10 protein-coding genes and 1 riboswitch are annotated in these 14070 nt (G+C 63.2%); of the genes, 5 read left to right on the top strand and 5 right to left on the bottom strand.

Going from position 1 to position 14070, the window contains the following annotated elements; translation table 11 throughout:
* Positions 1 to 107: 107 nt before the first annotated feature.
* From KY379_RS02040 to KY379_RS02025, 4 genes are all read right to left on the bottom strand, one after another.
* Positions 108 to 2825, bottom strand: a complete 2718-nt coding sequence (locus KY379_RS02040) for a LuxR C-terminal-related transcriptional regulator (protein WP_133331344.1) — start codon at positions 2823 to 2825, stop codon at positions 108 to 110.
* 303 nt (positions 2826 to 3128) lie between these two features.
* Positions 3129 to 4493, bottom strand: a complete 1365-nt coding sequence (locus tag KY379_RS02035) for a DUF1329 domain-containing protein (protein ID WP_261240831.1) — start codon at positions 4491 to 4493, stop codon at positions 3129 to 3131.
* A gap of 25 nt (positions 4494 to 4518) precedes the next feature.
* The gene (locus tag KY379_RS02030; protein WP_133331341.1) at positions 4519 to 6438 is read right to left on the bottom strand and encodes a DUF1302 domain-containing protein; all 1920 of its coding nucleotides are present in this window, start codon (positions 6436 to 6438) and stop codon (positions 4519 to 4521) included.
* 329 nt (positions 6439 to 6767) lie between these two features.
* Positions 6768 to 8450: a fatty acid--CoA ligase gene (locus tag KY379_RS02025; RefSeq protein WP_133331339.1), complete on the bottom strand. Its 1683-nt coding sequence runs from the start codon at positions 8448 to 8450 to the stop codon at positions 6768 to 6770.
* A 185-nt stretch (positions 8451 to 8635) separates the two neighbouring features.
* Between KY379_RS02025 and KY379_RS02020 the strand changes: the two genes are divergently transcribed.
* From KY379_RS02020 to KY379_RS02000, 5 genes are all read left to right on the top strand, one after another.
* Positions 8636 to 9601, top strand: coding sequence for a 2-hydroxyacid dehydrogenase (locus KY379_RS02020; protein WP_261240832.1), 966 nt, complete (start codon positions 8636 to 8638; stop codon positions 9599 to 9601).
* 53 nt (positions 9602 to 9654) lie between these two features.
* Complete coding sequence (locus KY379_RS02015; protein WP_133331335.1) at positions 9655 to 10653, top strand: class I SAM-dependent methyltransferase; 999 nt, start codon at positions 9655 to 9657, stop codon at positions 10651 to 10653.
* A gap of 39 nt (positions 10654 to 10692) precedes the next feature.
* Positions 10693 to 10812, top strand: a riboswitch (yybP-ykoY riboswitch).
* A gap of 91 nt (positions 10813 to 10903) precedes the next feature.
* Positions 10904 to 11485, top strand: coding sequence for a TMEM165/GDT1 family protein (locus tag KY379_RS02010; RefSeq protein ID WP_196172254.1), 582 nt, complete (start codon positions 10904 to 10906; stop codon positions 11483 to 11485).
* A 103-nt stretch (positions 11486 to 11588) separates the two neighbouring features.
* Positions 11589 to 12059, top strand: a complete 471-nt coding sequence (locus KY379_RS02005; protein ID WP_133331331.1) for a hypothetical protein — start codon at positions 11589 to 11591, stop codon at positions 12057 to 12059.
* 68 nt (positions 12060 to 12127) lie between these two features.
* Positions 12128 to 12418, top strand: coding sequence for a PA4642 family protein (locus KY379_RS02000; protein WP_133331329.1), 291 nt, complete (start codon positions 12128 to 12130; stop codon positions 12416 to 12418).
* A gap of 72 nt (positions 12419 to 12490) precedes the next feature.
* On the opposite strand, the gene mqo is transcribed toward KY379_RS02000, so the two are convergent.
* The gene (mqo, locus tag KY379_RS01995) at positions 12491 to 13996 is read right to left on the bottom strand and encodes a malate dehydrogenase (quinone) (RefSeq protein WP_133331327.1); all 1506 of its coding nucleotides are present in this window, start codon (positions 13994 to 13996) and stop codon (positions 12491 to 12493) included.
* Between the last annotated feature and the right edge of the window lie 74 nt (positions 13997 to 14070).

Genomic DNA, 14070 nt, shown 5'->3' with positions numbered 1-14070 from the left:
GATATCCCGCCAACTGCTTTATCGGCAGTTGGCCTGGAAAGATGAGCGGCGGCTGGTGCCTTGATCATAAATGGCATATTGCCATTGTTTGTCGGCGACCCCAACCCTCAGGGCAAAAGCCCCAGCGACTGGGCCCGGGCCACCGCCTGGGTGCGTCGCTCCACGCCGAGCTTGCTGTTGATATGGCTGGCGTGGGTCTTGACGGTGTGCAGCGAGATGAACAGGCGCTCGCTGATCTGCTGGTTAGAGCAACCCTGGGCGATCAACTCGAGCACGGCGCGTTCGCGTCCGCTCAGTGCTTCGCCGTGGGCGCTCTCGGCCTGCGGCGGCTCCGGCAGGAGTGCCAGCAACTGCGCCTGAACCGGACAGCCAGGGCTGGCCAGCAACTGTTCACGCAGCCAGACCGGATGCTCTTGCAGCAAGGATTGGAAGGTTTGCAGTACACCTCCCCGGGCGGCCTCGAGGGCCTGCGGCAACAATGTGCCGGCCTGAGCGACTTGCCCCAAGGCGAGCCGCAGCGCGATGGACTGGCACAGTGCATGTGCCGCCAGCAACGTACCACCGCTGGATAGACCGCGCTCGACCAACAACGCCAGCCGCCGGGCCGCCGCGTCGACATGCCCGTGGGCGCGCTCCAGCAAGGCCTGCTGCAGTTCGATATGCAGGGGCAGGAGGGGGTGGAATTCCGGCGCCGCTGCCGGCTGCTCGCCGCCGTAGGTCTGCCCCAGGCGCAGCAGCCACGACTCGGCCAGGTCGGTGCGTCCCTGGGCCAGCCAGAGCTCGCACTTCACCAGGGTGATCATGGCCAGGTAGAAGATCGGTGGTACGTCCCAGATATGCATCAAACGCTCGGCCTCGGCCAACTCGGCGAAGGCCTCGGCGAACTGCCCCTCGCGGCCGTCGAGCGAGGCGATCACGCAATGCCCAATGAGCACGCTGATGTCTCGGCAGGCACGCGCCTCGCTGAGCCCGGCACGCAGGCGTGCACGGCCCTGGTTGTTCTGCAGGCGGGCCACCAGCAGGTAACCTTCGTAGAGTGTCAGCCGAGCACGCACGGCGTACAAACGCTGCGCCGACAACCCCTGCAGCCGCTGCTGCCCCTGGCGCACTTCGTCCAAGGCACGCAGCACCTCGCCACGGGCATGCAGCACCCGCGCCCGGTCATAGTGGGCCAGCGCCTCGAACAGCGGATTGCCGACCCGCTGGGCCAGCTCCAGCGCCTCGCGGTTCCAGCCGCGGGCGCGCCAGAAATCGGCGTCGGCAATGGCCAGGTTGGACAACGTCGAGAGGCACACCAGGCGCTGTCCGTAGCGTTTGTCCGGCAAGCTTTGCAGAGCTTCACCACAGTAGACCAGGGTCCGCTCGCGGTCGCCGCGCCCGCGAGCGATGACCCCGCTGAGCGCTAGCCACTGGGCCAGCATCGACCGCTGCGCAGTGGCTGAGGGTGCGGGCAGGAAGCGGCTGAGATAACCCGCCAACTCTTCGGCCGCATCCAGCTGACAGGCCAGGCCGAGGGCCCAGCTGTACAGCACGATCAGACGCGGGGTGCTGATCAACAGACTGTCCGGCAGGTCCATCTTCCAGCGCAACAACATGCCAACGTTCTGCTCGGCCAGTAACTGCTCCTCCGACAGACTCTGGACCAAGTCTGCAGCCACATCGAGATGGCCGGCGCGCAAGGCCTGCTCCACGGCTTCATCCAGTAGCCCTTGACGCTCGAACCAACCACAGGCGCGCAGATGCAGGCGCGCCAAGGGCTCGCTGGCCTGACGGCTGCGCAGCAGGTCGGAAAACAAGTGATGGTAGCGGAACCAGTTGCCATGCTCGTCCAGCGGCACCAGGAACACCTGGTGAGCCTGCAAGTAACGCAGTATCTCGCGGCTGTCGCCACGTTCGCGCACGGCATCGCACAACTCGGCGCAGAAACGCTCCTGGCACGCGGTATCGTCGAGAAACGCCTGTACTTCCGGCGGCAGGAGGTCGATGACCTCTTCGAGCAGGTAGTCGCGTATCAGGCCCTCTCCGCCATGCAGAGCCTGGGGCAGGGCTTGTTCATCACCGCCTTCGCTGGCCGCCAACTGCCAGAAACGCAGTCCCGCCACCCAGCCATCGCTGCGTGAGATCAGGTTGTCCAGGGCCTGGCCACGCAGGCCGGTAGGCTGGCAGCCGATCACTGCCAAAGCCTCGTCGGCGGTCAGCCGCAGGTCCTGCTCATTGAGCTCGGCCAGTTGGCGTGACAGCCGCAGCCGCGCCAGGTGCCAGTCGGGACGCTGGCGGCTGGTGACCAGCAGCACCAAGCCGGGCGGCAGGTGGTTGAGGAAGAACTGCAGGCAGCGATCGAGTACCGCCCCCTGGGCCAGATGGTAGTCATCCAGCACCAGCAGCAATGGCGTTTCCGGTTGCAGGTACACCGCCAGCTCATCGAGCAGGCTATCGAGCCACTCCTCGAAAGCGAACGGCTGATGACGCTGTCGCATTTTCAGCAGGCCCATGGCCTGGCCACCCAGCGCCGGGCAGTATTGCTGCAGGCCTTCGAGCAAGCGTTCGAGAAAGCGACCGGGATCTGCGTCGCGCTGGCTCAGACCAAGCCACAGGCTGCGCCAATGTTCGGGCAGCGCCTCGCAGAACTCGATGGCCAGCGAGCTCTTGCCGAACCCTGCGGGGGCGTTGACCAGCAACAGACGTCCACCCAACCCGGCCTGCAATCGCTGGCACAGGCGTGGGCGCGCCACATGACCTTCAGGCAGTGGCGGCCGAAAGAAGCGCCCGTCCAGCAGGCCCAAGGCCTGGCTGGCGAATCCATGCGTACGGGACAGATCTGTCATGGCCGGCTCGTTCTGGTTGGCAAACTACGGCGGTAAACGGATTGTTCCGAGACTAGCCGGTAAAACGGCACATTTGAAGATGATGGGAGCCAGTCGCTGGCAAAAGACTACGACAAAAAGCAACAGACGCGTTCTATCGCGGCTAGATCAGGGGTTTGGTGGGGTATTCAGGGGGGTGATGGCGGGCGTGGCGGTTGAAGAGCGTGGAGGTGTGCGCGGGGAGTTTGCAGTGCTGCGGGTATCGAGCGCCGCCCGCGCGGCGCTCGATCTTCTAGGCGCTGAAGATGTGAAGACAGCCCCGCCTCAACGCACTCCTTCCTGACGCAACGCTGCCGGCTGGAAGTCGCTCTTGCTGGCGCTGAAACCGAAATCGTAGGCCCGTTTTTCTTCGTTCTTCATGCCCAACGCCAGATACCGACCGGATTGCAGATCGTAGATCGCCTCGAGGGTATACCAGGGCACGTGCACGTTGTAGTAATCCTGGGCATGGGCCTCGGACACCCGCCACAGCTGGCCACGACCGTCGTACTGGTCGATCACCGCGGCTTGCCAGGTGTCTTCGTCGATATAGAAGTCACGCTTGGCGTAGATATGCCGCTGTCCCGGCTTCAACGTCGCCACCACATGCCAGACGCGGCGCAGCTCGTAACGGGTCAGGTCCTGATTGATGTGTCCGGCCTTGAGGATGTCGGCGTACTTCAGGGTGGGGGAGTCCAGCTTGTAGGTGTTCGAGGCGATGTACAGCTCTTTCTTGCCCTCGAGCTTCCAGTCATAGCGGTCCGGCGCGCCGTTGTACATGTCCAGGTTGTCCGAGGTGCGCAGGCCATCGGCAGCGGTCCCTGGTCCATCATACGAGACCTGGGGCGCCTGGCGCACCCGCCGCTGGCCGGCGTTGTAGATCCACGCCTTGCGCGGCTCCTTGACCTGGTCAAGTGTCTCGTGCACCAGCAGCACCGTCCCAGCCAGCCGCGCCGGTGCGGTGACCTTCTGCTTGAAGTAGAACAGCACGTTACCTGGGTCATTCGGATCGTAGTCCTTCATCCGGTCGCGGAATACGAACTGGTCCTGAAAGTTAACCAGGCTGTAGGAGCCGTTCTGCTGTGGCGTCGCCTGGGTCACCAGGCGGGATACGCTGCCTCCCCGGTAGCGGGTAATGTGGTTCCAGATCACCTCGATACCGCTCTTGGGGATGGGGAACGGAACCGCGGTGCGGAAGTTGCTCAGGCCGTTACCTCCTTCGACCAGAGTGGTCTTGGTGGCGTTTTCCTTGATGGCGGCGAACACGTCGTCAGGCACCGTCGAACCACGGTGGGTCTTGTACACCGGAATCTTGTAGGTCTGTGGATAACGCTTGAACATCGCCACCTGCCCTGGCGACAACTTGTCCTTGTACTGATCGACGTTCTGCGCAGTGATGGTGAACAGCGGCTGCTCGTTGCCATAGGGGTCGGACAGGAAGCCCTTGGCATCGACGCTGCCCGCGTTCTTGGGCAGCGGAGCCCAGGCACTGATGCTGCCGTCGGCATTGCCGGCCTTTTCCGCGCCCATCGGCGTCAGGGTGGTGCCCAACTTGGCCGCCTCTTCGGCGGATACCGCGGCCATGACGCTGGTCGCCAGCAGGGACAGGCCCAGCACACCGACTTGCAGCAGACTTCTGGTCTTGTTCATCTCGTGTCGTCCTGGATCAGTGTTCTTAGAAGTTCACGCCGAAGCTGAGGGCGACGAAGTCGCGGTCATCCACGGTGCTGTACTTGCCGTCGAAGAAGTTGGTGTACGACAGGCTCGCGGTGTAGGTGTTCTGGTACTCCGCATCCAGGCCGAGGCTGATCGCCTTGCGCCCTTCCTCGAAGTTGCCGCCCGGGCCCGGCGAGTAACCATCGACGTCGTGCGACCAGGCCACGCTGGGGCGCAGGTTGACCCCGGCGAAAACGTTGTTGTAATCCCAGATCGCGCGCACCCGGTAACCCCAGGAATCGGTGGTGGTGTAGCCATCGTTCTCGCAATAGCGCGACACGTTGTTGGCGTCGCCGGTGCCCAGGGTGCTGCTGTTCAGCGCCTCGCACTGGCCGTTCGGCAAAGGGCCCGGGCCGAATACCGGATCACGTCCGTAACGAATCTTGCGGGTGCTCTCCAGGCCACCGACATGCGTCCAGCCAATCTCGCCGACCATGGTCAGGCGCTCTGCACCCATGACCTGGTCGAAGAAGTGGGTGAAGGTGGTCTGCAGCTGAGTGATTTCCTTGCGCCGGTAGCCAGGCTGGTCCGCCCCAGGCGTACCGGGCAACACCGATACGTCGGGGTTGAGCGGGGTCAGGCCGGAGTACAGGATGTCCGTCGTATTGATTTGCACAGGAGCGTTCGGCCGGTAGCTGATCTCACCGCTCCAGGCGGTGCCAGTCGGCAGCGTGGTCGAGAAGCTCAAGCCGTAGAGCCGAATGTCCTCGGGATATTCGACGTAGTAGCTGGAGTTGCCGGCGACCACCAGAGGCATCAGCGAGGGTAGCAGGTTGGCCAGCACCGAAGGGGGTACCCCAGCGCCAACCAGTGCCGCAGCCAGGTTGTTCGGGTCGAAGTACTGGGCATCGGCACCGTGCCCGCTGAAGATCGGCGCGCGGCTGTGGTAGTTCATGAAATAGCCACCGAATTCGGTGTTCAGCGGCTCGAACATGTAGCGCATGGCGACGCCGAACTGGCCGCTGTCGCGGGCATCGCGGTCGGCACCACGGCGCACGATCACGCCTTCGTCGGGCGAGCCCCAGGACACGTTCTGTGCTCCAAGTGTGCCAAGCACCGGCGCCGACAATGGGCCCAGCGCACCGCTCAGGGTCGATTGCTTGGCCAGCACCGCGAGGTTGTTGTTGCAACCGTCGGCGATCACGTCAGGCTGGGAGAAGAAGGTGCCGCAATTGTCGACCACCGTCTGGTCCCATTCCAGCTGATAGAAGCCCTCGACCGACAGATTGTCGGTGACGCTCTGCTGGAGGTAGAACATGTTCACCGGGATCAGGCCTTCCTTGATCTCCGCCCCTGGGCGACGGAAGGCCGAGACATCGATCGGGTTGATGGCGTTGATGCCTCCACCGATGAAGGTACTCTCACCCCAGCTCACCACTTGCTTGCCAAGGCGAACGGTGCCCGGCAGATCGGCGATGCTGTAGTTGTGGTAGACGAAGGCATCGAGCAGCTCGGCTCCGGACGACTTGGCGCCCTCCTTGCGGTTGGAATCGCTGATGTCCTTGAACTCGCGGTTTTCGTCCTTGAGTTCGAAGTCGTACCAGTACTTGCCACGGACGAACACACCGGTGTCGCCGTACTTGAGTTCCAGGTCATGGATGCCTTTGAAGATCTTCGAAAAGGTCTCGCCCTTCTTGAAGTTCAGATGGCCGTCGTCCGAGGTCTGCGAAAGCCCCTTGCCACCGTTGTTGACGCCTATCAGGTTCTTGTTGGGGTTGGCGGTGGACCAACTGGCGCCGATCGAAAGCGAGGAGTCGAATTGCGCTTCGATCTCTCCGATGTTGAAGCTGACGGCAAAAGCTGGACTTGCGAGCGTGGAAGCAAGGCTGACGGCCATGGGCAGCTTGGCCCGGCGCCAGAACAGGTTTGCAGATTTCATCGACGCTACTCCATGTACTTTTTTGTTATGGCAGTGAGTCCTTTCAGAAACGGCCCGTGCGACCGGTGTGCAGGCCTGCGCCCGCAGCGACAAGGCTTGCGCGTGTCGCCCTCCCCCATTCCTGAAAATCACCTGATCCGACTATAGCCAGCAGGCCCAGGTGCTTGATCCCTCTAAAGTGTGATTTGCACAGCCACTGCGACAGGTGCCGACGCAGGCCGGAAGCTGCGGGTGAATTGCGCGAAAGCATGGCTCATTCTCTTCATTTGGCAAGGGAAAACCGCTCTAGTTCAGGGGTTGCGGAGCAAAGCCCGCAACCCGATCACCCTTCACAAGGTCGAGAGGAATGCGCTGTTGCTGGCCTGCCACTGGGTGATGTCCAGGCGAATACGCTTCTTGTCCAACTTGCCTACGCTGGTCTTGGGAATTTCAGTAACAACGGCGATCTGGCTGGGAATGGCCCACTTGTTGATGTGACCTTCTTCGACATAAGGCTTCAGGTGCTCCTTCAGTGCCTTGGCATCCACCGCCTGGCCGTCGCGTACCACCAACAGGGCGAACGGACGCTCCCCCCACTGCGGGTCGGCCACGCCCACCACAGCCACTTCACGGACGGCCGGGTGGCGGCTGATCAGATCCTCGAGATCCAGCGACGACACCCACTCGCCGCCGGTCTTGATCACGTCCTTGATGCGATCGCGAATATCGATGTAGCCCATGCCGTCAAGGGTGGCGACATCACCAGTGTGCAGCCAGCCGCCCTGCCAGAGCTGCTCGCTCTTCTCCGCCTCCTTGAAGTAGCCCATGGTCAGCCACGGAGCCCGTAGCACCAACTCGCCCTGGGTTTCGCCGTCGGCCGGCAGGAAATTGCCGTCGCCATCGACGATCGCCGCTTCCACCAACGGCACGGGGACGCCCGCCTTGATCCGATAGGTGACGCGCTCGTCTTCGCTGCCAGCCTGCAATTCGTCGTTCAGGTGCGCGGCCGAGATCAGTGGGCAGGTTTCCGACATGCCGTAGGCGGCGGTCAGCTGGATGCCGCGGGCCAGCGCGGCCTGGTACAGCGAACGATTGAGCGCGCTGCCGCCAATGATGATCTTCCAACCGCCGAAGTCCTGACCCTGGGATGAAGGACAGTTGAGCAGCATCTGCAGGATGGTCGGCACGCAATGAGAGAAGGTCACCCGCTCCTCGCGCCACAGCTTGACCAGCATTTCGGGCTCGTAGCGCCCAGGGTAGACCTGCTTCATGCCGAGCATGGTGGCCGCATAGGGGATGCCCCAGGCGTGCACGTGGAACATCGGGGTGATGGGCATGTACACATCGTTGCTGCCTAACAGCCTGACGCTGTCGATGCTGCCGGTGACCGAGGCTTCGGCGAGGGTGTGCAGCACCAATTGGCGATGGGTGAAGTACACGCCCTTGGGGTTGCCGGTGGTGCCGGTGGTATAGAAGGTAGTGGCCACCGAGTCTTCGTCGAAGTCGGGAAAATCGTAGCAAGGGCTGGCGCCAGCGAGCAGTTGCTCGTATTCGCCGATCAGATCGGGCAGGTCGGCGGTCTTGCTCTCGCCATCGGTCAGCAGCAGGGTTTTCTGCACCGTGGTCAACTGCCCGGCAATCGCCTGGTAGAGACCGACGAAGTCGCTGTTGACCAGCACCACGCGGTCCTCGGCGTGGTTCATGGTGTAGAGGATTTGCTCGGGCGACAGACGCACGTTGATGGTATGCACCACCGCGCCGATCATCGGGATGGCGAACATGCATTCCAGATAGCGGTGGCTGTCCCAGTCCATCACCGCCACCGTGTCGCCGGCCTTCACACCTGCCTCGGTGAGTACGTTGGCCAGGCGGGCGATGCGCTCGTTGAGCTGAGGGTAGGTCAAGCGTATCTGGTCGCGGTAAACGATCTCGCGGGTCTTCTCGTAACGGCTGCCAGACATCAGCAGTCGTTTGATCAGGAGTGGAAAGGTGTAAGCCCCTTCGGCTGGCTTGATGATGCGGGTCTGCAACATAGGTATTCCTTCTCTGAAACGCATGCCGGTCAAAGTCTGCAACTACTGTAGACCGCCAATGTGACGACCAAATCAGCCAAAGGAATGATTTGCCCGCCTGAGGTATGAGCGGCAAGCGTTGACGAGTGACAGCCGCGGGCTAGACACTGCGCTGACAACCACTCAGCCAGCAGCCGGAGCCTCCCATGCCCACCCCGCGTCGCGCCGTCTTTCTCGATCACCAATCCCTGGACCTGGGCGATCTCGACCTCTCGCCTCTGCGGCAGCAGTTCGACGAGTTCGAGCTGTTCGCCGCCACCTGCCCCGAGCAGGTGGCCGAGCGTCTTCAAGGTGCGGTCGCGGTGGTCAGCAACAAGGTCGTGCTCGATGCCCAGACGTTGGCGGCCAATCCACAGCTCAAGCTGATCCTGGTAGCGGCCACTGGCACCAACAACGTCGACCTGGCCGCCGCTCGCGCCCAAGGCATCACAGTGTGCAATTGCCAAGGCTATGGCACCCCGTCGGTTGCGCAGCACACCCTCGCGCTGCTGTTGGCCCTGGCCACGCGTCTGGTGGACTACAACCGGGCGGTGGCGGCGGGGGAATGGGCCAAGGCCCAGCAGTTCTGCCTGCTGGATTTCCCGATCGTCGAACTGGAAGGCAAGACCCTTGGCCTGCTCGGCCACGGCGAACTGGGTGGCGCGGTGGCGCGGCTGGCCGAAGCGTTCGGCATGCGCGTACTGAGCGGGCAGATCCCCGGACGCCCAGCCCGCGACGATCGCCTGCCACTGGACGAACTGCTGCCCCAGGTCGATGCGCTGACCCTGCATTGTCCGCTGAACGACCACACCCGGCACATGATCGGCAGTCGCGAGCTGGAGCTGCTCAAGCCGGGCGCGCTGGTGGTCAATACCGCCCGGGGCGGCTTGATCGACGAACAGGCCCTGGCCGACGCCCTGCGCAGCGGCCACCTGGGCGGTGCTGCCACCGACGTGCTCAGTGTCGAGCCTCCGGCTGCCGGCAATCCACTCCTGGCCGACGATATCCCACGCCTGCTGATTACCCCGCACAGCGCTTGGGGCGCGGTGGAAGCACGTCAGCGAATCGTCGGCCAGCTCAGCGAGAATGCCCAGGCGTTCTTCGCCGGCCAGCCCCGCCGCGTAGTCAGCTGAGTCCAAAAGCAGCCTCTGCTACACTGCGCGACTTTTTCCAGGAGGCATCGTCCATGGACCCGCGCAGTGAAGTGTTGCTCCGCCAGGCGGAGCTGTTCCAGGGCCCGCTGCTGCTCGCCGGTGCGCCGGCCGACGGTCTGCTCGGCCAGTTGCCAGAGGCCCAGGCCTGGGTCTGGCACGCGGGCGACCAGGCCATGCTCGACAATCGCTTTGCCGGACGCTGCCACTACGGTGTCGAGCCGCCGGCCATGGCGCTCGACGCCGCCGTACTGTTCCTGCCCAAGTCACGTGAGCTGGCCGCTTATCTGATCAACACCCTGGCCGCCCGCCTCGGCGGGCGCGAGCTTTACCTGGTAGGCGAAAAACGCGGCGGTATCGAGGGTGCGTCCAAGCAGCTGCAAACCCTGGGCAAGCCGCGCAAACTCGACAGCGCCCGTCATTGCCAACTGTGGCAGGTGACTGTGGACCAGCCCCCGGTGGCCAAGCCGCTGGAAAGCCTGGCAGAGCGCTTCGAGCTGGACCTTGCCGACGGCCCGCTGCAAGTGATCAGCCTGCCCGGCGTCTTCAGCCACGGCCGCCTCGACCGCGGCAGCGCACTGCTGCTCGAGCACCTCGACGAGTTGCCGGTCGGTCATGTGCTGGACTTCGGCTGTGGCGCCGGGTTGCTCGGCGCCACGGTCAAGCGCCGTTATCCACAGAGTCGGGTGACCCTGCTGGACGTGGACGCCTTCGCGGTGGCGGCCAGCCGCCTGACCTTGGCCGCCAACGGTTTGCAGGGTGAGGTGATCAGCGGTGACGGCATCGACGCTGCACCGACTGACCTGAGCCTGATCCTGAGCAACCCGCCGTTCCATACCGGGGTCCACACCAATTACCAGGCCTCGGAAAACCTGCTGAAAAAATCCGGACAACATCTGCGAAAAGGTGGCGAAATACGCCTCGTTGCCAACAGCTTCCTGCGCTACCAACCGCTGATCGAAGGTGCCCTCGGCAACTGCCAGACCTGCGCCGAAGCCGACGGCTTTCGCATCTACCGGGCCACACGCGGATAAAAACAGGGCTTGCCGAAATCGTTTCGGCTAGGCAGAATCCGCTCCGTCCTAGGGGAGTAGTCTCCCGCGAGCGCCCTGCTCGCCCGGTACGCGTCAACATACTTGGCCCACAGGCCATGGCGCGTGCGACCCGAGGTCCGCACAGACGGACCCAGGGTTTGACAAGACCTATGACACGCACACCTTACCCGGGGCGGGGAGGTCGTACGTGTCATAGCCGTGTCGACCCGCCCCCGTAGGAAACCTGATGCTGGAATCTCTGCTCGTCCCCACCGCAATCGTCGCTCTCGCTGAAATCGGCGACAAGACGCAGTTGCTCGCGCTCATCCTCGCTGCCCGCTTTCGCAAGCCTTGGCCGATCATTGCCGGCATCATCGCCGCCACCCTGGCCAACCACGCTGCCGCCGGCGCCGTAGGGGCGTGGGTCAGCGGGTTCTTCAGCGAAACGATGCTGCACTGGATCCTCGCTGCAAGCTTCACCGCCACCGCGCTGTGGACCCTGGTGCCGGACAAGATGGACGATGACGAGAACCCAGCGCGCCGCTTCGGCCCATTCCTGACCACACTGATCGCCTTCTTCCTGGCCGAAATCGGTGACAAGACCCAGGTGGCCACGGTGATGCTGGCTGCCCAGTATCCGCACCTGATCATGGTCATCATCGGCACCACCCTGGGTATGCTGATCGCCAATGTTCCCGTGGTCCTGGCGGGCAATTTCGCCGCCGAGAAATTGCCACTGGCGTTGATTCGCCGCCTGGCCGCCGCAGCCTTCTTCGTACTGGCGGTCGTCGCTGTGTACTCGGCGATGAAGGCAAGTGGCTGGGTCGGCTGACACCGCCATCAGGACTGCCCGGCAGCCCTGTTCCGATGTCGGTGGACAGGGCATGCTAGAGTGGCCTGCCGATGCCTAGGAGCTACAGGATATGGAGCTACACATGCGTGCGATTCTTCCTCTGCTGCTGGCGTTGAGCCTGCCAGCGGTCGCCGCGCCGATGCACGGCCAGTTCCTGCCTGCCGACGACCAGTCGCTGCGCCAGGAGGCGCCCACCGGCCAGCAACTGCTGCAGGTCACCGACTACTCGGTGGTGGTCGGCGCCCAGCGCCCGTCCGATCAGCAACCGATCCCGATCACCTCCTCGTTGCAGATGCGCCTGAAGGGCAAGCCGCTGAGCAAGGGGGCGACCATCAGCCAGGTACTTCTGACCTTCGATGGCGAAGCCGGCAAGAGCCTGAAAAAGCCCGTCTACGACGAACGCACGAGGACCCTGAGCCTGAACTACCCGGTCAGCGACTACCGGGTGATCATGGACCTGTTGCGCCACGAGACCCTGTACGTGCAATTCCTGACCTACGCCAACGGCCACATCTGGGCCGACCTGCATACCGGCACCGTACGTACGCGTTGAGGCCCGCCGCCCCTGGGGAGTACACTGCCGGCCTTCGAAATTCCGTGATGGTCCAGTTGGAGCCGGCAATGCGCAAAGACAAGAAGCAGGTGATTGGTGACGAGATCAGCGATGACTACGTCAAGACGTTCCTTCAATTCGAACCGGCCGACGGCGTGACTTCGCCTTCGCTGCACAAGCTGGTCAAGGCCTACCGCGGCCTGCGCGTCGATGACTTCGAGCGGTTCGTCGGGTTCTTCGTCGAAGCAGGCTATGACCTGGACGGCAAGGACGAGCACGGCAAGACCTTCGTCCAACTGATCGAAGACCAGCGCAACGCGCCGGAGTACGTCGAGATCATCGCCAAGGCTCGCGGCTGATCGGTCGTCTGTACTGGCAAGCCAAAGCCACAAAAAAACGCCCCTCGGGGCGTTTTTTCGTTTCGGGCCGAATCAGGCGTAATGCTTGGCCGGGCTGTTTTCCACAAGCTCCAACGCCACGTCGTTCTCGGCGCTGATCTTGTTGTACAGCGCCGCATCGGTCGCCAGGGTCTTCTCGCGTGCCGGGAAGATTTCCTTGAGCTTGGCAGCCCAGGCACCCTTGGCCTGCTCGGGGAAGCAACGCTCGATCAGTTCGAGCATGATCGAGACGGTCACCGAAGCGCCTGGCGAGGCACCAAGCAGAGCCGCCAGGCTGCCGTCCTGGGCCGAGACCAGTTCGGTGCCGAACTGCAGAATGCCGCCCTTCTTCGGGTCCTTCTTGATGATCTGCACGCGCTGACCGGCCACTTCCAGGCGCCAGTCCTCGGCCTTCGCTTCTGGATAGAAACGACGCAGCGACTCCAGACGCTGCTCCATGGACTGCATCACTTCGCTGACCAGGTACTTGGTCAGGTCCATGTTGTCGCGCGCCACAGCCAGCATCGGGCCGATGTTGCCCATGCGCACCGACAGCGGCAGGTCCATGAACGAGCCGTGCTTGAGGAACTTGGTGGTGAAGCCGGCGTAAGGCCCGAACAGCAGCGATTTCTTGCCGTCGACCACACGGGTATCGAGGTGCGGCACCGACATCGGCGGCGCGCCGACCGCAGCCTGGCTGTAGACCTTGGCCTGGTGTTGCTTGACGATTTCCGGATTGTCGCAACGCAGCCATTGGCCGCTGACCGGGAAGCCGCCAAAGCCTTTGCTCTCTGGAATACCCGACAGTTGCAGCAATGGCAGGGCAGCGCCACCGGCGCCGAGGAATACGAAGCGGGCGTCCACTTCACGGCTGCCGCCGCTGTTGACGTCCTTGATGCTGACGGTCCAGCCGCTGCCGTTACGGCGCAGGCCGACGACCTTCTTGCTGTATTTGACCTGAGCGTCCGGAGCATCGCCCAACAGCTTGAGCAGCTTGTTGGTCAAAGCGCCGAAGTTGACGTCGGTGCCCTTGAGCACGCGCGTGGCGGCAATGCGCTGGTCAGCCGGGCGACCCGGCATCATCAGCGGCATCCAATCCTTCATCACGGCCTGGTCTTCGGTGTATTCCATCTCGGCGAAGGCATGGTGCTGCTTGAGCAGTTCATAGCGCTTCTTGAGGAAGGAAATACCCTTGTCACCCTCGACATAGCTCAGGTGCGGGACCGGGTTGATGAAGGCACGAGCCGAGCCGAAGTTGCCTTTCTTGCTCAGATAGGCCCAGAACTGGCGCGAGACCTCGAACTGGGTATTGATGTGCACGGCCTTCTTGATGTCGATGCTGCCATCGGCGGCCTGGGGCGTGTAGTTCAGCTCGCACAGACCGGCGTGGCCGGTGCCTGCGTTGTTCCAGGGGTTGGAGCTTTCCGCGGCCCCGGAGTCCATCGCCTCGACGACCTCCAGCTTGAGGGTCGGGTCGAGCTCCTTGAGCAGTACGGCCAGGGTGGCACTCATGATGCCCGCGCCTACCAATACCACATCAACCGATTCGTTCTGCGCCATTTAACGCGTCTCCACAATCTACAGCTACCTAATTGACAGCATAGGATCACTGGGGTCGCCAGGGATCGCCATGT

It is taken from the genome of Pseudomonas sp. HD6422, assembly GCF_025377065.1.
GTDB classification, from domain to species: Bacteria; Pseudomonadota; Gammaproteobacteria; order Pseudomonadales; family Pseudomonadaceae; genus Aquipseudomonas; species Aquipseudomonas putida_U.
Note: the sequence above shows the minus strand (reverse complement) of the source record. Positions and strands in the feature narration are given on the sequence as shown.

Bases quoted from the DNA above. Each gene is read 5' to 3' on its own strand.
- KY379_RS02040 (WP_133331344.1), bottom strand. From the start codon at position 2,825: ATGACAGATCTGTCCCGTACGCATGGATTCGCCAGCCAGGCCTTGGGC.
- KY379_RS02035 (WP_261240831.1), bottom strand. From the start codon at position 4,493: ATGAACAAGACCAGAAGTCTGCTGCAAGTCGGTGTGCTGGGCCTGTCC.
- KY379_RS02030 (WP_133331341.1), bottom strand. From the start codon at position 6,438: ATGAAATCTGCAAACCTGTTCTGGCGCCGGGCCAAGCTGCCCATGGCC.
- KY379_RS02025 (WP_133331339.1), bottom strand. From the start codon at position 8,450: ATGTTGCAGACCCGCATCATCAAGCCAGCCGAAGGGGCTTACACCTTT.
- KY379_RS02020 (WP_261240832.1), top strand. From the start codon at position 8,636: ATGCCCACCCCGCGTCGCGCCGTCTTTCTCGATCACCAATCCCTGGAC.
- KY379_RS02015 (WP_133331335.1), top strand. From the start codon at position 9,655: ATGGACCCGCGCAGTGAAGTGTTGCTCCGCCAGGCGGAGCTGTTCCAG.
- KY379_RS02005 (WP_133331331.1), top strand. From the start codon at position 11,589: ATGCGTGCGATTCTTCCTCTGCTGCTGGCGTTGAGCCTGCCAGCGGTC.
- KY379_RS02000 (WP_133331329.1), top strand. From the start codon at position 12,128: ATGCGCAAAGACAAGAAGCAGGTGATTGGTGACGAGATCAGCGATGAC.
- mqo (WP_133331327.1), bottom strand. From the start codon at position 13,996: ATGGCGCAGAACGAATCGGTTGATGTGGTATTGGTAGGCGCGGGCATC.